We start from the raw sequence: 17,160 nt of genomic DNA on the forward strand, positions 1-17,160 counted from the left end.
TGTTTCTGATATGCGCTCAGGGGTCGGAGAAGTCAATATTTGGAACGATTCTAAATTGTGACCGCGTAACGAATCGCGTCATCCAAGCGGTCATCCCCCCAAAACAGCTCTGTTCCTGCCACGAAAGTCGGTGCGCCGAACAAGTCAAGTGCTTTTGCGCGCGCGGATTGCTCGAACAGCGCAGCCTTGATGCTCGGATCTTTTGCGCGATTCATCACTGCCGCAGGCAGACCCGCCATCTTTAGGCAATCCTCAAGCACGTCTTCGTCAGAAATGTCCCTCCCGCCCCCAAATTCAACGCTGAAGACAGCCTTTGCGAAGGAAGCCCGTTCTTCGCCATGCTCAAGGGCCAGAGCCAGGCGCGCTGCGGTGAGAGAGTATTGCGGGAACGGGTCAGGCCGAACCAACGGCAGCCCTCGTGCGCTGCAAAGACGTTCCATGTCGCGCCACATATAGCGCCCTTTGGCCGGATACAGGTTGAACGGCGACGTGCGCCATCCCTGATCCGCGAAAATCGGACCCAACAGAAAAGGCTGCCAATCGACCGAGACACCTTTGTCCTGCGCGGCCTGTTCGATCCGCATCGCGCTGAGATAGGAATAGGTCGAGGCGAAGTCGAACCAGAACAGCAACATCTTCGCCATGTTCGATCCTCAGGTGATTTCTTCCAGCTTTTCCTTGCTCAGATCACCGGGAACAATCGTGATCGGGATCGGCAGGCTGCCAGAGTTCTTAGTGAGCTGGGTCACCAGCGGGCCGGGGCCTTTTTTGTCAGTCCCCGCCCCAAGAACAAGAACGCCGATCTCAGGGTCAGACTGAACGTGTTCGATGATCTGCGGCACCGGATCACCTTCGCGAATGGCCAGTTCAGGTTCTACATTCTGTTTGTCGCGCATCCATTTGGCGAAGACTTCGAAATGGGCATGGATGCGTTCCCGGGCTTCTTCGCGCATGGTTTCGGCAACACCGATCCAGTGATTGAACTCGTCCGGCGGAATAACCGACAAGATCGTCACGCCACCACCTGTATGCGCGGCACGCATCGCGGCGAACCGCATTGCGTTCAGGCATTCACGGCTGTCATCCAGAACAACTAAGAACTTACGCATGGGTGTCCTCTTCAATTTTAAGGGATCATGCCCGAGCGTTTGCGTGCTGGCAACTCGGACACGTTCATGTCGATGTACTAGCGTTCGCTTGCAGCCCAGTCCCAGTAAAGTGTGCGGGCACGGCGGGCAATGGGACCAACCTGAAACTGTGTGTCCTCCAGCGCAGTCACCGGTGTGATCTTGCTCATATTGCCGGACATGAAAACCTCGTCCGCCTGGTGAAAATCCTCGAAACCCAAGACCGTTTCATGAACTGTGACACCATCCTCGCGCAGATTCTTGATATGTCGCGCCCGCGTGATCCCTGCCAAAAATGTGCCGTTGGGGATCGGGGTAAAGACCTCGCCATCCTTGACCATGAAGATGTTGGCCGTTGCCGTTTCGGCCACATTGCCCATCGCGTCAGCGACCAGAGCGTTCGAGAATCCTTTGGAGCGTGCCTCTTGCAACATGCGCGCATTGTTGGGGTAGAGGCACCCGGCCTTGGCATTGACCACAGCCGATTCCAGTACCGGGCGACGGAATCGCGTGGTCGCCAGCGTGGCCGAAGCCGTTTCAGGTGCCATTGGGATTTCTTCCAGACAGATGGCAAACCCTGTGCTGTTTTCCTGCGGAACGATTGCCGTGCTATCGCCGTCAATGCCCCAATACAACGGGCGGATATAGACAGCCGTGTCAGGGCTGTAGGCTTGCAACCCTTCATGCACCAATTCGACCATCTGCTCGGTTGTCATGGTCGGTGTCAGCATCAGGGCTTCGGCGGACCGGTTCACCCGGGCGCAGTGCGCGTGCAGATCAGGGGCCAACCCGTCGAAATAACGGGCGCCGTCAAAGACCGAAGACCCTAGCCACGACCCGTGATCCGCTGCGCGCATGATGGGAGTATCCCCGTCATGCCATTGGCCCTGAAAATAGGTCCGGATGTTTTTGCCGGTTGCCATGACGCCCTCCTGTGGTTCAGGCAGACCCTAGGAGGGCGTCAGGCGAAGGTCCAGTGCATTCAGCGTGATGCTGATCCGACCATACCGACGATTTCATAGGTCTTTTGCAGGATCGGAGCGGCGATCTGACGCGCGCGCTCGGCTCCGTGAGCCAGAATCCGGTCAATCTCGGCCTGTTCCCCCATAAGACGCGACATCTCAGTCGAGATTGGGGCCAGCTTGGCGACTGCCAGATCAGCCAACATCGGTTTGAAATCACCGAACTGCTTGCCCCCAATTTCGGCCAGAACCTGGTCGATGCTCTGGTCGCTGAGTGCTGCGTAAATATTGACCAGATTGCGCGCTTCCGGGCGGCCCTCCAGACCTTCGACATCCGACGGCAAAGCGTCAGGGTCGGTCTTGGCCTTGCGGATTTTCTTGGCGATCGCATCGGCATCATCGGTCAGGTTGATCCGGCTCATGTCCGAGGGGTCGGACTTTGACATCTTCTTGGACCCATCCCGCAAGCTCATGACCCTTGTGGCTGACCCTTCGATCACCGGCTCGGTGATGGGAAAGAAATCGACGCCAAAATCGTTGTTGAATTTTATGGCGATGTCGCGGGTCAACTCCAGATGCTGTTTCTGGTCTTCTCCAACTGGCACATGGGTTGCGTGATAGATCAGAATATCGGCTGCCATCAGAGCAGGGTAGGCAAACAGGCCAAGCGAAGCGTTCTGCTGGTTTTTGCCCGCCTTGTCCTTCCACTGGGTCATGCGCTGCATCCAACCCATGCGCGCGACACAGTTGAATATCCAGGCCAGTTGCGCGTGTTCCGGCACCTGACTTTGGTTGAACAAGATTGATTTTTCCGGGTTTAGACCGGAAGCGATGTAACCGGCACAAAGCTCCCGCGTTGCATGCTGCAACTCGGTTGGGTCTTGCCAGACGGTGATCGCGTGCAGATCGACCATGCAATAGATAGTCTCAAATTCCTCGCTCTGCATTCTCACCCAGTTCCGAAGCGCCCCGAGATAGTTGCCGAGATGCAAATTGCCCGAAGGCTGCGCACCGGAAAACACGCGTGGCGTGAATTGGGACTCAGTCATCAAAGGGAACTCCTGTCTGGAAAAATCAGCCCCCGTCGCTTACCCATGAGGCAAAGGGACGTCAACAGCCGCGAAAGGCCAGCCCAATGAGCAGTGAGCATTACACACCGCCTGTGAACCCTCTGCCACCTGCTGTGGTGGCGTTGGTTCTGTTCATCATCGGGATAGAAATTGCCTTCACGCTGGGATCACGCGGGCTGGTCGGAGGGCCAACAGCGGTGGGCTGGCGGCTGGATGCGATCCAGCATTACGCGTTCTCGGCGGATATTTTCGACTGGATGGTTCTGAACGGGCGCTGGCCATTCGAACATGTCATCCGCTTCGTGACCTACCCCTTTGTATCCGCCAATTTCACCCAGGCGATTTTCGTCTGTGTTTTCGTGCTGGCGATGGGCAAAATGGTTGGCGAAGTGTTCGGCGGTTTCCCAATGCTGCTGATTTTTGTCGTGTCGGGCATTGGCGGCGCATTGGCCTACGCCGTGTTACTGGACCCGCGCTATCCGCTGATCGGAGGGTTCCCGCCTGTGTACGGTCTGATCGGCGCATTTACGTGGTTGTTGTGGCGCAAACTGTCACTTGTAGGTGCAAACCAAGCACGGGCATTTCAATTGATTGCCGTCCTTATGGGCATACAATTTCTTTTCGGCCTGATCTTTGGTGGCAACTGGGAATGGGTTGCTGATCTGGGTGGGTTTGCCACCGGTTTTGGCTTGTCTTTTCTTGTTGCACCGGGCGCTTGGTCCCGGATCGTAGGACGCATTCGCCGGGATTGATCAGGACCGGCGCAGGGCGTGTTTGAACTCCGACAGTTTGAAAGCGCCGAAGATATGGCCCAAAAGGAAATATGAGACGGCAGCGACCATGATCAGGACCAGCAGTGCCAGATAGCGCCAGCCGGGAACATCCAATGCCCACCCGAACAGGTAGAGCGCTGCGTATAAGATCGCGCCCATCCCAAGCGAAGCGGCGACAATCCGGCCCGCGCGCTTTTTGAACCGGACATCAAAGCGCGCCTCTTCACCCATACGTCGTGCGCCGAAAGCCAGTAGCACCACCATCGCCCACCCCGCAGTCGATGCGGCAATTGCTGGCGCGATCCAGCCCACCAGTGGAAACAGACCAAACGCCAGAGCTGCGTTCACGATCATCGCAACAACCGCGTAGTGAAACGGGGAACGTGTATCCTCGCGCGCAAAGAACAGCGGTTGCAGCAATTTTTGCAACATGAAGGCCGGAAGCCCGACCCCGTAGATGGCAACCGCAAGGGCCGTGGCGGCCGTATCCTCGGGGCCGAACTGACCACGTTCGAACAGCACCGATACGAGAGGGTATGGCATAACCACGAAGGCCACAGTCGAAGGCAGCGTTAGCAGCAGTGTGAACTCACCGGCCCGGGAAAAGGCATTGCGTGCGCCCTCTTTGTCCTCCGCACGCAAACGGCGGGACAGGTCCGGCAACAAGACTATGCCGACAGCAATGCCTACAACACCCAAAGGCAACTGGTAGAGCCTGTCTGCGGCAAAAAGCCAGCTGACGGCATTTTCGGTTTTCGATGCAACCAATTGCCCGACAACCAGATTGACCTGTGTGACCCCCATCGCCAGCGCGGCCGGGACCGCGATACGTACCATCCGTCGCATTTCGGGCGTCAGGCGCGGCATGCAGGGGCGGATGTGGATGTCGGCGCGTTCGGTTGCGATCCAGACCAGCGCCATTTGCGCGACACCGGCGACCGGAATGACCGGGATCAGCCACCGGATCACCTCGCCGCCGGACATGGCACCGGCGATCAGGGCGGTGCAGGCGAAAATATTCAGCAAAACAGGTGCGGCTGCCGCCGCCGCGAACCGTCCGGTTGCGTTCAGAACGCCTGAAAACAAGGCAGCCAGAGACATGAACAGGATGTATGGAAACACAACATATCCATAGTCCACCGCCAGATCGAACCGTTCATCGCCGTAAAACCCTTCGGCGGTCAGCCACACCAGACCGGGCATGAAAACCATGGCCAGCCCGACCAGCGCAAGAACAGCCACGGCCAGAAGATTGAATGCGTCCTGCGCAAAACCCTGAGGGTTTTCGTCTGCTTCCAGTCGTTTGGAAAACATCGGCACAAAGGCCGCGTTAAATGCCCCCTCGGCGAAAAAGCGGCGGAACATGTTGGGCAGGCGAAAGGCTGCAACAAAAGCATCCATCACTGGGCCCGGTCCGATATAGGCCGTCAGCAGTATTTCCCGTAGAAACCCCAGAATTCGGCTGGCGAGCGTCCAGAAGCCGACCGTGAACAGGCCCGAGAACAAGCGTATTTGCTTCATGAGGCCGCACGCTCGGCGCCTTCGGTGATTGCCGTGCGCAACTTGGCCTCAAGCCCGCGCTGCTTGCTTTCCGAGTAATATTTCAAGCCAAACATGTCCTTGACGTAGAACGTATCGACCACCTGTTCGCCATAGGTCGCGATCACGGCATTGGCGATATACACGTTCGCCGCGGCCAGGGTCCGGGTCAGATCAAACAGCAGGCCGGGGCGGTCGCGTGTGTCCACCTCGATGATCGTGTAGATTTCAGAACCCTCATTATCGAATGTGATATGCGTTGGTACGTTGAAAGCGCGTTCGCGTTTTTTGATTTTGTCACGCGACTTCAGCGCTTCCTTGGCGACGACTTCACCGCGCAGGGTCTTGTGAATCATCTGCGTCAAGCGAGGAAGGCGCGATGCCTCGAACGGGTGCCCCTCGGCGTCCTGTATCCAGAACGCGTCCGTTACATAGCCGTCTTTGGTGGTATAGCTGCGGGCATCGACGACATTCGCGCCAACCAAGGCCAGTGCCCCGGCGATGCGGGCAAAAATACCGGGGTGATCGCCCATCGCGAAACAGGCCCGCGTCGCATCACGGTCTTCATCAGGTTGCAGGCGAATTTCCATCGCGCCTGGATCGCCGCTTTGTTCCAGCGCGTGCAGCATCTCGGCAAATTCGATATGCGTCGCAAGATTCAGGCCCTGCCAATACGGGGCGTAGTGGCGCCCGGTCTCGACCTTGAGGTCAGCTTTGGACCAGTTGTCCAAAGCACGGCGCAGCGCTGTTTTGGCTTCGGCCCCCCGATTTGCCCGGTTCAGATCTTCCATACCGGTTTCCAGTGCACGCTTTGTTTCAGCATGCAGGGCGCGCAGCAGAGTGGCTTTCCAGTTGTTCCAGGTGGTCGGGCCAACGCCGCGAATGTCGCAAACCGTCAGAACCGTCAGCAGATCCAGCCGTTTGGTTGTCTGAACGGCCTTGGCAAAATCGCGCACCGTCCGAGGGTCGGAGATATCGCGTTTTTGGGCCATATCGGACATAAGCAAGTGATAGCGCACCAGCCATTCAACGGTTTCGGAATCCGATTTGTTCAGGCCGAGCCGAGGCGCCACCTTGCGCGCGATCTGCGCCCCGAGAATCGAGTGGTCTTCGGGGCGACCTTTCGCAATGTCGTGCAAAAGAAGCGCGACATACAGCACCTTGCGATTGACCCCGCCTTTCAGAATCGAAGAGGCCAGAGGCAGAGATTCGACCAGCTCTCCGCGTTCGATCTGGGCAAGATTGACGATGCACTGGATCGTATGCTCGTCCACCGTATAGCTGTGATACATATTGAACTGCATCATTGCCACGATGTGCTCGAACTCGGGCAGGAAAGCGGACAGCACGCCCAACTCGTTCATCCGTCGCAATGCGCGTTCCGGGTTGCCATGTTTCAACATCAGATCCAGGAAAATGCGCTGAGCTTCCTTGTCGCCGCGCATTTCGTCATCGATCAGATGCAGGTTCGCGCTCACCAGCCGCATGGCATCAGGATGGATCAGCATACCTGTCCGCAAACCTTCTTCGAACAGGCGCAGCAGGTTCACTTTGTCGGAGAGAAATTTCTCAGGTTCCACCAGATCCAGACGACCGTGAACCACCTTGTACCCTGCCTTGACCCGTCGACGCCTGCGGAAAATGCGTTCCAGCAGCGGCGCACCTTTCATATGCAGCGATTCGAGTTTGGTCAGGAAGATGCGCGTCAACTCACCCACGCGGGTGGCTTCGCGGAAATACCGCTGCATGAACACTTCGACTGCGCGACGCCCGGCACGGTCCTCGTACCCCATGCGTGCGGCGACCTCGACCTGCATGTCAAAGGTAAGCTGCTCGGTCGCGCGACCGGTGACAAGATGCAGGTGCGAGCGCACAGCCCAAAGGAATTCTTCGGCCTGAACAAAGGTTTTGAACTCTTCGGGGGCGAACAAGCCCAAAGGCACCAGTTCGGCCACGTCCTGAACGCCATAGATATATTTCGCGATCCAGTAGAGGGATTGCAAATCGCGCAAGCCGCCTTTGCCTTCTTTCACGTTGGGTTCGACCATGTAACGCTCGCCTTGTTTGTGGTGGCGTTCATCACGTTCGTGCAATTTGGCTTCAATGAACTCGCGTTCGGTTCCCTTGAACAGTTCGTCTTTCAGCCGTCGGTCCAACCCGTCCGCCAGCGCCTTGTCACCGGCCAGATAGCGTTGCTCCAACATCGCTGTGCGGATTGTGAAATCCTCGGCACCCAGCCGCAGACAATCCTTGATCGTGCGTGACGAATGCCCGACCTTCAGCCGCAAATCCCACAGGACATAAAGCATCGACTCGATGACGCTCTCGGCCCATGCGGTGATCTTGTAGGGGGTGAGGAACAGCAGATCGACGTCGGAAAACGGCGCCATTTCCCCGCGCCCGTAACCGCCAACAGCCAGAACGGCGATCTTTTCTCCTTGGGTGGGCGTTGCAAGCGGATGCAGGCGTGCGCTTGAGACCAGCATCGCCGTCCCAACCAGTTGATCCGTCAGGTATGTATATGAGCGCGTGAGTGCGCGCGCGTCGAAAGGACGTTCGCCAAATGCCTCTGCAATGGCCGCGCGGCCGGCCTTTTGAGCCTCGCGCAGAATGCGCACCGTCTCGGACCGCATTTTGGTGTTGTCCGGGCAGACCTCAAAGGCCTGAGCCAGCGCATCATTGACGGCAGTGCTGTCGAAAATGTCCCCGGCGGGGCAGATCAACGCGCTTTCGGGCACGTTGATCGCGCCCGTCAGATCAGAAACCGGCACCAGAGAAGCTTTGTGGGGCAGGGTCAATCACAACCACCTGTTTGTTCTGGATCGTGGCAACCGCCAGACCGCGTTCGTTGGTGCCGTCCGGGCGCAGACGGAAGATGCCGCCAACGCCCTGGAAACCGGCGCTCTGTGTCAGGGCCGAAGCGGTCAGGGCGTCTGATTTGCCCTGGCTGACCAAGGCGCCAATTGCGGCGATACCGTCATAGGCCAAACCGCTGATCGGGTGCGGTGCTTCGCCGTAGGTTGCGTTGTAACGCTGACGGTAGGCTTGTGCCTTGGACGGGTCAGGCAGCGCAAACCACCCCCCCTGAACCCCCGGAAGCTCCAGAGTTTGCGGAGGGATATCCCAACGTGTCAGGCCAATGAATTGCGTGGTTGCCGGAGAAACACCGGCCTCTGGCAGCAATTGCGAGAACAGCGGCAATGCCCCCGCCGTGGTCGCCGTCAGGAAGATCGAATCCGCGCCCGTCGAATCGACAGTGGCCTTGATCGTGGGAACCGCATTGATGACGCCCTGTTGCGACCGGTCGTATGCGACGGTCCCTGCATTGTTGACCCGGCTGTTCGCTATGGCATTGGCGATTGCGGACCGGCCCAGTTGTCCTGCGGCGTCGTTGCTGTGCACGACCACCGTGTTGACCTTGCCTTGACTGCCCGCATAATTCACCAGCCGGTTGGCCGTGTTGTCAAAGGTCGGGCCCAATACAAAGACGTTGCCGCCTGCAATGCTGGCGTTGTTTGAAAACGAAAGAACGTTGACGTTCTTGCTCAGCACCGCCAATCCGGCAGCATTCGCTGCCTGGGCATATACCGGACCAATGATGATTTTTGCCCCGTCCGCAACAGCCTGCTGTGCAACGGCTGTCGCCGTGTTCGGGTTTCCGGCCGTGTCATAAACGCGTAAGTCGATCTGGACATTTGGCAAATCCGACATCGCAAGCCGCGCAGCATTCTCAAGGCTTTGCGCCAGCGCTGCATCACCAGATTGCGCAGATCCTCTGGGAACCAGCAAGGCGACAGGAACCGGCTTCGCGGTATTGATCGAGGGACCTCCGCCAAGACCACCTGGTTCACAGGCAGCAAGAAACGCTGCGGTCGTCAGGGCAGCGGCGACTTTCGCCAGCTTGCTTACGGGCTTGCAAACGGTAAACATCTAAATGAAAACTCCCTGATCCGGCGGCTGCGAATGCTTCTGTTCTGTTGAGCCGCGATAATAAACGTCACGCTGTGAGGGTCCAGCTTTGAATTTCCAAAAGATCAAGTTGGCTGCGGGCCTGTATTTTGTTGCCACTCCGATTGGAACAGCACGCGACATTACGCTCAGGGCCTTGGATGTTTTGGCCTCAGCCGATGTGATTGCGGCAGAAGACACCCGCAGTTTACGTCGCTTGATGGAAATACATGGCATCCCGCTGGAAGGCCGGCGAATCCAAGCCTATCACGACCACAGCGGCGCAGGCGCACGCGGCAAGATCATGGAGGCGCTGGCGCAAGGGCAATCGGTGGCCTACGCGTCCGAAGCAGGAATGCCGCTAATTGCCGATCCGGGCTATGATTTGGGCAAGCAGGCCGCCGAAGCCGGGTATACCGTGACCTGCGCCCCGGGCGCGTCTGCCGTTGTAACGGCCCTGACGTTGGCGGGGCTTCCCACGGACGCCTTCTTTTTTGCAGGCTTCCTTCCCAACGCATCCAAAGCACGCCGCACCCGTATCGAGGCGTTGAAGGACATCCCCGGCACATTGGTATTCTACGAATCTCCGAAACGCGTTGCCGCCTGTCTGTCAGACTTGGCTGAATGCCTGGGGCCTGAACGGCAGGCCGCGCTTTGTCGAGAGCTGACGAAAAAGTTTGAGGAGGTCCGCCGCGGCAGCCTGTCCGAACTGGCAGAGGAGTATCGGGACAAGACCGTCAAGGGTGAGATCGTCCTGCTGGTGGACCGCGGTCATTCGCAAAGTGTTAACGAATCCGATCTAGAAGAAGCTTTGAAACGAGCTTTGGAAAATCACTCAGTTCGGGATGCAGCGGATCTTGTATCGGAAATGTACGACCTGCCGCGCCGACCGATTTATCAGAAAGCATTGAAATTGGGCAAGGGATGACATGGGGCGGCGTGAACGACAGGGTTCGATCTCTTACCACGCCGGGCAGGCCGCAGAGTCACAGGTCGCCGCAGATTACGAGCGTCGGGGCTTTGCCATAGCGCATCGTCGCTGGCGGGGCGCTGGCGGTGAGATCGATCTGATTGTGCGCGACGGCGACGGGCTTGTGTTCATCGAAGTTAAAAAAAGCACCAGCTTTGAAAAGGCCGCTGCCCGGATCAGCCGCAGGCAGATCGAACGGATTTACGCCTCTGCCGCGCAGTTCTTGAAAAACGAGCCGGACGGGCAGCTGACAAACGTGCGCTTTGACGCGGCGCTTGTGGATGGTTCTGGCGCGGTTCAAATCATCGAAAACGCCTTTGGTTTTGGCTAAGCCCCATTGAACCCACAGGCGTGCTGGTCCATGTATCTGGCGGGAAACTGAGGGACATGCCATGAAAATCGCCTTTCAAATGGACCCGATCGGGGCCGTGGATATCAACGCCGACAGCTCATTCCGTCTGGCGGAAGAGGCACAGGCGCGCGGGCATTCTTTGTTTTTCTATGGTCCGGATCACTTGGCCTATCAGCAGGGTCGCATCACCGCGCGAGGTCACGACATGACTGTGCAAAGGGTTGCCGGAGATCCTGCGGTTCTGGGTCCTGAACGTGAGGTGGATCTTGCCGATTTCGATGTCGTCTGGCTGCGTCAGGACCCGCCTTTTGACATGCACTACATCACGTCCACGCATTTGCTGGATCGTCTCAAGGGTCAGACGCTGGTCGTCAACGATCCGTTCTGGGTGCGCAACTACCCGGAAAAGCTGTTGGTGCTGGATTTCCCCGACCTGACCCCGCCAACAACGATTGCGCGTGATTTGCAGACGATCAAGGCGTTCAAGGAAAAGCACGGCGATATCATCCTCAAGCCACTTTACGGGAATGGTGGCGCGGGTGTGTTCCGGCTTGACGCCAATGACCGCAACCTGACTTCCTTGCATGAGCTGTTCACCGGATTCTCGCGCGAACCTTTGATCGTGCAGAAATTCCTGCCGGATGTCAGCAATGGCGACAAACGGGTGATCCTGGTGGATGGAGAAGCGGTTGGTGCGATTAACCGGGTACCCGCCAAAGGCGAAACGCGGTCGAACATGCATGTTGGCGGACGTCCGGAAAAGATCGGCTTGTCTGACCGCGATCTTGAGATCTGCGCGGCGATTGGGCCTTTGCTGAAGGAAAAGGGTCAAGTCTTTGTCGGAATTGACGTTATTGGCGACTATCTGACCGAGATTAACGTGACTTCACCGACCGGCATTCAGGAGCTGGAACGGTTTGACGGCATTAATATTGCTGAAAAGATCTGGCAGGCCATCGAGGCTAAGCTTTAGGCCATAACCCGGGCAGAGATCCGAAAACTCAGCGCTTCAGCCACGTGTGGGCGGCGGATATCGGTCGCGCCGTCCAGATCGGCGATGGAGCGCGCCACCCTCAGGATTCTATGGAAAGCCCGGGCTGACAGGCCGAAACGATCAGCGGCTTTCAACAGCAGCTCTTTTCCTTCGGCATCGGGCGTGGCGATCTCTTCCAGTATTTTGCCTTCTGCATCAGCGTTTTGTCGTAACTCCGGCGTGTCACAAAACCGGTCTGCCTGAATGGCACGCGCCCTTTCGACACGTGCTGCAACCGTCGCCGAACTGTCGCCCGAAGGGGGCAGATCAAGGTCGGTAAAGCCCACGGGCGGAACTTCGATCCGCAGGTCGAACCTGTCCATCAACGGGCCCGAGATTCGGTTCAGGTAATCTTCGCCACATCCCGGAGCCCGCGAACAGGCACGGGACGGATCGGTCAGATAGCCACATTTGCAAGGGTTGGCGGCGGCGACCAGCATGAAACGACAGGGGTATTTCACATGGGCGTTCGCGCGCGCCACCATGACTTCGCCGGTTTCAATGGGTTGCCGCAGGGTTTCCAGAACGGTGCGTGGAAATTCGGGGAATTCATCCATGAACAGCACACCATTATGGGCCAATGAGATTTCGCCCGGTTTGGCCCCTTTCCCACCACCAACTATGGCCGCCATCGAGGCCGTGTGGTGCGGTTCGCGGAACGGGCGAGTGCGGTTTATTCCGCCTTCATCCAGTAACCCACATAGCGATTGGATCATCGACGTCTCCAGGGCTTCCACGGCAGTAAGCGGCGGTAAAATTCCGGGAAGCCGCGCCGCCAGCATGGATTTGCCCGATCCTGGCGTGCCGATCATGATCAAGTGGTGACGCCCGGCGGCGGCGATTTCCAGGGCGCGTTTGGCGCGCTCCTGCCCTTTCACATCGCGCAGGTCGCGGTTGGACGGTGTCAGGTTCACTTCGCCAGCTTGCGCCGCTGGCAAAGGGGATTGGCCCGAGAAATGGCGCACGACCTCTCCAAGTGATCCGGCACCGATCACTTGAGTGGCATCTACCCAGGCCGCCTCGGCGCTGGAGGCGCGCGGACAAAGCAAAGCGCGGTCTTCTGAAGCTGCCGTCATGGCGGCAGGCAAGGCACCGACAACCGGAACCAGAGAACCGTCGAGCGACAACTCTCCCAATGCAACGGTGCTTTCTGCGGCATCGGCAGGGATGATGTCGAGCGCCGACAAAAGCGCCACCGCAATGGGTAGGTCGAAATGGCTGCCTTCTTTGGGAAGGTCAGCAGGGGACAGGTTGATGGTGATCCGCTTGGACGGCAGCGCGATGGCCATCGCGTTCAGCGCGCTGCGGACGCGGTCACGCGCCTCGGACACGGCTTTGTCGGGCAGGCCCACGATGGAAAAGGCTGGCAGTCCGGGTGAGACCGCGCATTGCACCTCGACCGGGCGGGCATCGACCCCTTGAAAAGCAACGGTGTGGGCGCGGGCGACCATGGCAGTCCTGTTTTGGTTAACAGGACGTTGCTGCCACGGTTCTGGTTTAAGAGTCGTTAACGGCTGCGCGCATGGCCGCGAATTTGGGCCATGCTCCGGGGTCGGCCACAGTTTTGTTCCGGCAGAATGGGTTGCAGAACCCCCAGCATTGCCCGTCAAGCTCCAGGAAATCGGTGACAGGCTTGCCGGAATACGGGCAGGCGGCGTTGATTGACGGACCACCTGAAACCGGCTTCGCAGCAGAAACACCCCCGACTGGCCAAGGGCCGGACGGCAAGTCCTGCGCGTATGGGAAGGTGTCATACTCTACGGTCAATCCCATGGCGCGCCACTGTCTGACGATGGGATCAGAGAGCAGTTCCATGCAATAAGCCCGGTTCGCCTCTGACACCGGCAGCCCATATCCTATAATCCGCGCAGCAACGGGTGTGTAGAAGACGTCTGCCAGTGAATAGGCACCAAATAACGGGCCTTGGTCTGCCCCTGACACGCTCCTCGCATGTGCCCAGAGTGTTTCAATCCTCTCCAGGTCTGACAAAGTCGCCTCAGACGGCGTAAAGCCTTGCCACACGTTGCGCAGCTGCATGGCGCATTCTCCACGCAGGGCGCTGAATCCGGCTACCATTTCAGCGCATAGCCAGCGGGCCGTTGCCCGGGCTGCGGCATCCGAAGGCCACAACCCGGCATCGGGGTGGCGTTCGGCCAGTGTTTCGGCCATCGCCAGGCTTTCCCCCACAACCGTTCCATCCGGCATGCGCAGGGCAGGGACAAGGCGGGCAGGGGCCAGCGGTTCCATGTCTTGCGCCATAGTGCCGGAATAGAGGCCGATCATGTGGCTGCGATAGGGCAGGTTGAATTTCTCAAGCATCAACCAGCCGCGCATTGACCAGCTGGAGAAGAGGCGATCGCCGATATAAAGGTCATAAGTCATGCGCGGACGATGCCTCAGCTTTGCGGACCGGTAAATCAGTGATTTGTGTTGGACCTGTTCACGGAAGGTGATTGATCGACCCGACAGTCCACGCCCCGCCGTTGACAGCGATATCCGTCACCGAAAGGTTGTCGATCCGATGCGCAAAGGTCTGCTGCCCGTCCAGACCAAGGGCGCGCTGCACTTGTGTCAGGATCACGCCGAAATGCGCGACGATCACCAGATTGCGGCCCGTATGCGCGGACATAAGCGCGTCGATCGCGGAATCGACCCGGTCGCGGACCTCATTCCAGCTTTCACCTTGCGGTGGGCGGACATCACCGGGGTTGTCCCAATAGGCAAAAGCCAGCTCGGGGTCTTCGGCTTCAATATCGGCAAACCCGCGAAGCTCCCACTGACCGAAATGGATTTCCCGCAGGTCCGGGTGATGTGGCAGACGGTGACGCTGGCCCTGAATGGCCGAAGCAGTATCAATTGCGCGCGACAGGTCGGACGAAATCACAAGTGCATCGGATGGCAAATGGTCGTGCAGGCGCTTCAGCGCCGCTGTATCGCTTAGATCAGCAGGCAGATCGGACCAACCAACCATCGTCTTTGCATGCGTGGGCCCGTGGCGAACAAGATGCAGTCGTGTCACGGTAGCTGCCCTTTCAGGACCAACGGCAACCCGGCGGTCACTTGCACCACCAGATCAGCCTGCGCCGCAAGTGCGATGTTCAGCCGACCCTGCGCTTCGCGAAAGCGGCGGGCAAGCGCGTTATCCGGAACAATACCGTGCCCGACTTCGTTCGACACGATCACAATCTGCGCGGGGCATGCGCGCAGGGCCTTTAGCAGGTCAGTTTGGACTGCGCCCAGATCGGTTTCGGCCAGCAAGTGATTGCTGAGCCACATGGTGGCGCAATCGACCAGACACACCTGATCCGAGGACAGGCTGGACAGCACCGGCCTCAGGTCAAGGGGCTCTTCAATCGTGGTCCAACCGCCGCCCCGCTGTTCCAGATGGCGATCAACCTTCTGCCGCATCTCGTCATCAAACACTTGTGATGTCGCTAGATAAACTCGATTTTTCCCTGTGGAAACAACGAGGTCCTCGGCAAATGCCGACTTGCCCGAAGCAGCTCCACCCAGAATTAAGGTTAAATCTGACGCCACAGTACTTACCTAAAGATGATCCAATTGGTGCTGTTTTGCGTATCGGTCATAGGTCGGCATGGCAAGCCCGGCCAACGCCTGCAAATCAGGGGAGAGGTTTATGGCACTGGACAACGCGACAGATTTTTCGATGTCCCGGCAAGCGATGAAGGCCGAGTTGCTGGATGCTGAAACGGAACTGAGGCTGGCCTATGCCTGGCGTGACCAGCGTGATGAACAGGCGCTGCACCGCCTGATCACAGCGTATATGCGGCTGGCAATTTCGATGGCGGCCAAGTTCAAACGCTATGGCGCGCCGATGAATGACCTTATCCAGGAGGCCGGTCTGGGTTTGATGAAGGCCGCAGACAAGTTCGACCCTGATCGCGGGGTGCGGTTTTCGACTTATGCGGTGTGGTGGATCAAGGCGAGCATTCAGGATTATGTGATGCGGAACTGGTCCATGGTGCGAACGGGGTCCACCTCGGCGCAGAAATCGCTGTTTTTTAACATGCGTCGGGTTCAGGCCCGGCTGGAACGCGAGGCCGCAACCGAAGGGCTTGAACTGGACCGCCACCAGCTGCATCAGATGATCGCCACGGAAATCGGGGTTCCTTTGCGCGACGTTGAACTGATGGAAGGTCGGCTGTCAGGGTCGGATTTTTCACTGAACGCGGTGCAATCCGCCGACGAAGACGGGCGCGAATGGATCGATGCGCTGGAAGATGAACGCGAACAGGCCGCTGAAGCAGTTGAGCACACCCACGATACCGAACAATTGCGCCAGTGGTTGCTGATCGCGATGAACGCACTGAATGACCGCGAGCGGTTCATTGTGTGCGAACGCAAACTGCGCGAGCCTGCGCGGACACTGGAGAGTCTCGGCGTCGAGTTGGGACTGTCCAAGGAGCGGGTGCGACAGCTTGAGGCCGCAGCGTTCGCAAAAATGCGCAAGAACCTTGAAGCCCAGTCGAGCGAGGTGCAACACTTCATCGCATGAAACAGCTTGCGATTCTTGCGTGTGTTCTGGGCCTTATGGTCACAGCGGCGCGACCCGGACTGGCGGAAGATCTTATTTCCGATGATGTGGCTCTCGCGATGCGGGATGCAGATGTGGTAATTCTGGGTGAGGTTCATGACAATCCCCGCCACCACTTCATTCAAGCCGAAGCGATAAAGGAAATCTCACCCTCGGCCGTCGTCTGGGAGATGGTCACCGAAGAAGGCGCGCAACGGCTGGCGCAAAAAGCCGTCTCCAACCCGGAAGAGTTGAGCCGTATTCTGCAATGGGCAGAAAGTGGTTGGCCACCGCTCAGGCTGTATTATCCGGTGTTCAAAGCCTCAGGCGCGCCGGTTTACGGGGCCATGGTGCCGCGTGCTGCCGCGCGGGCTGCGATGGAACGCGGGGCCGCCACGGCGCTGGGTGCAGACGCGGCGCGCTATGGTTTGACTGTACCGCTGACGCCCGAGGAGCAGGAGGCGCGTGAGGCGGATCAAATGGCCGCGCATTGCGATGCTCTCCCACCCGAAATGTTACCCCAGATGGTCGCGATCCAGCGTTTGCGCGATGCGGTTCTTGCGCGCGCGGTGATACGCGCGATGGAAGAAACCGGCGGCCCGGTTGCCGTGATCACTGGGAACGGACATGCGCGCAAAGACCGAGGTATCCCGACATTTCTTGAACGCCTTCAACCCGGATGGAAGGTGGTCTCGGTCGGACAGTCCGAAGACGACATTATCGACGGTGACTTTGATATCGTAATCGACAGCCCCACAGTCGAGCGTGAAGACCCCTGTGCGGCGTTTCAGGTTCAGAATTAATCGCTGGAACAACCTGCTGGGCTTGCCTAATGTCGGGGCCGACCGGGAC

Annotated in this window: 17 protein-coding genes; 6 read left to right on the forward strand and 11 right to left on the reverse strand. The window is 58.5% G+C overall.

Going from position 1 to position 17,160, the window contains the following annotated elements; genetic code table 11:
- Nucleotides 1-50: 50 nt before the first annotated feature.
- From ACR0EK_RS07445 to trpS, 4 genes are all read right to left on the reverse strand, one after another.
- Nucleotides 51-644 carry a DsbA family protein gene (locus ACR0EK_RS07445; protein WP_480967710.1) on the reverse strand — a complete coding sequence of 198 codons (594 nt, stop codon included), beginning with the start codon at nucleotides 642-644 and terminating at the stop codon, nucleotides 51-53.
- 9 nt (nucleotides 645-653) lie between these two features.
- Nucleotides 654-1,109: a universal stress protein gene (locus ACR0EK_RS07450; protein ID WP_267366250.1), complete on the reverse strand. Its 456-nt coding sequence runs from the start codon at nucleotides 1,107-1,109 to the stop codon at nucleotides 654-656.
- 77 nt (nucleotides 1,110-1,186) lie between these two features.
- Entirely contained in the window at nucleotides 1,187-2,050 is an 864-nt protein-coding gene (locus tag ACR0EK_RS07455; protein ID WP_480967711.1) for a branched-chain amino acid aminotransferase, read from the reverse strand.
- Nucleotides 2,051-2,109: 59 nt separating this feature from the next.
- Nucleotides 2,110-3,138, reverse strand: a complete 1,029-nt coding sequence (trpS, locus tag ACR0EK_RS07460; protein WP_480773314.1) for a tryptophan--tRNA ligase — start codon at nucleotides 3,136-3,138, stop codon at nucleotides 2,110-2,112.
- Nucleotides 3,139-3,224: 86 nt separating this feature from the next.
- Between trpS and ACR0EK_RS07465 the strand changes: the two genes are divergently transcribed.
- On the forward strand, nucleotides 3,225-3,911 hold the full coding sequence (locus ACR0EK_RS07465) for a rhomboid family intramembrane serine protease (protein ID WP_480773313.1): 687 nt from the start codon (nucleotides 3,225-3,227) through the stop codon (nucleotides 3,909-3,911).
- Here the strand turns inward: ACR0EK_RS07465 and murJ are convergent, their stop codons facing one another.
- Genes murJ through ACR0EK_RS07480 form a run of 3 tightly spaced genes read right to left on the reverse strand, consistent with a single transcriptional unit; the run spans nucleotide 3,912 to nucleotide 9,401 of the window.
- Nucleotides 3,912-5,453, reverse strand: a complete 1,542-nt coding sequence (murJ, locus tag ACR0EK_RS07470; RefSeq protein WP_480967712.1) for a murein biosynthesis integral membrane protein MurJ — start codon at nucleotides 5,451-5,453, stop codon at nucleotides 3,912-3,914.
- Nucleotides 5,450-8,269, reverse strand: a complete 2,820-nt coding sequence (locus ACR0EK_RS07475) for a [protein-PII] uridylyltransferase (RefSeq protein WP_480899270.1) — start codon at nucleotides 8,267-8,269, stop codon at nucleotides 5,450-5,452. The genes murJ and ACR0EK_RS07475 overlap by 4 nt, the downstream gene beginning before the upstream one ends.
- Nucleotides 8,229-9,401, reverse strand: a complete 1,173-nt coding sequence (locus ACR0EK_RS07480; protein ID WP_480899272.1) for a penicillin-binding protein activator — start codon at nucleotides 9,399-9,401, stop codon at nucleotides 8,229-8,231. Before ACR0EK_RS07480 ends, ACR0EK_RS07475 begins: the two co-directional genes overlap by 41 nt.
- A gap of 88 nt (nucleotides 9,402-9,489) precedes the next feature.
- On the opposite strand from ACR0EK_RS07480, the gene rsmI reads away from it, so the two are divergent.
- From rsmI to gshB, 3 genes are all read left to right on the forward strand, one after another.
- Nucleotides 9,490-10,347, forward strand: coding sequence for a 16S rRNA (cytidine(1402)-2'-O)-methyltransferase (rsmI, locus tag ACR0EK_RS07485; protein WP_480773310.1), 858 nt, complete (start codon nucleotides 9,490-9,492; stop codon nucleotides 10,345-10,347).
- Nucleotide 10,348: 1 nt separating this feature from the next.
- Nucleotides 10,349-10,720 carry a YraN family protein gene (locus tag ACR0EK_RS07490; RefSeq protein ID WP_480899274.1) on the forward strand — a complete coding sequence of 124 codons (372 nt, stop codon included), beginning with the start codon at nucleotides 10,349-10,351 and terminating at the stop codon, nucleotides 10,718-10,720.
- A 61-nt stretch (nucleotides 10,721-10,781) separates the two neighbouring features.
- On the forward strand, nucleotides 10,782-11,714 hold the full coding sequence (gene gshB, locus ACR0EK_RS07495; protein WP_267365486.1) for a glutathione synthase: 933 nt from the start codon (nucleotides 10,782-10,784) through the stop codon (nucleotides 11,712-11,714).
- On the opposite strand, the gene ACR0EK_RS07500 is transcribed toward gshB, so the two are convergent.
- From ACR0EK_RS07500 to cobU, 4 genes are read right to left on the reverse strand one after another with little or no spacing between them, the layout of a single operon-like run.
- Entirely contained in the window at nucleotides 11,711-13,225 is a 1,515-nt protein-coding gene (locus tag ACR0EK_RS07500) for a YifB family Mg chelatase-like AAA ATPase (protein WP_480967713.1), read from the reverse strand. The two genes, gshB and ACR0EK_RS07500, sit on opposite strands and share 4 nt — an antisense overlap.
- Nucleotides 13,226-13,271: 46 nt before the next feature.
- Complete coding sequence (locus ACR0EK_RS07505; protein ID WP_480506762.1) at nucleotides 13,272-14,156, reverse strand: glutathione S-transferase; 885 nt, start codon at nucleotides 14,154-14,156, stop codon at nucleotides 13,272-13,274.
- Between the two features lie 58 nt (nucleotides 14,157-14,214).
- Entirely contained in the window at nucleotides 14,215-14,793 is a 579-nt protein-coding gene (locus ACR0EK_RS07510) for a histidine phosphatase family protein (protein ID WP_480967714.1), read from the reverse strand.
- Entirely contained in the window at nucleotides 14,790-15,311 is a 522-nt protein-coding gene (gene cobU, locus ACR0EK_RS07515; RefSeq protein WP_480967715.1) for a bifunctional adenosylcobinamide kinase/adenosylcobinamide-phosphate guanylyltransferase, read from the reverse strand. Before cobU ends, ACR0EK_RS07510 begins: the two co-directional genes overlap by 4 nt.
- Before the next feature lie 100 nt (nucleotides 15,312-15,411).
- On the opposite strand from cobU, the gene ACR0EK_RS07520 reads away from it, so the two are divergent.
- Nucleotides 15,412-16,290 (forward strand): RNA polymerase factor sigma-32, encoded by an 879-nt coding sequence (locus ACR0EK_RS07520; RefSeq protein WP_480506765.1) that lies wholly within the window; start codon nucleotides 15,412-15,414, stop codon nucleotides 16,288-16,290.
- Nucleotides 16,287-17,111, forward strand: a complete 825-nt coding sequence (locus tag ACR0EK_RS07525) for a ChaN family lipoprotein (RefSeq protein WP_480506766.1) — start codon at nucleotides 16,287-16,289, stop codon at nucleotides 17,109-17,111. The genes ACR0EK_RS07520 and ACR0EK_RS07525 overlap by 4 nt, the downstream gene beginning before the upstream one ends.
- Nucleotides 17,112-17,160 lie beyond the last annotated feature (49 nt).

This window comes from Ruegeria sp. AE4 (genome assembly GCF_056542185.1).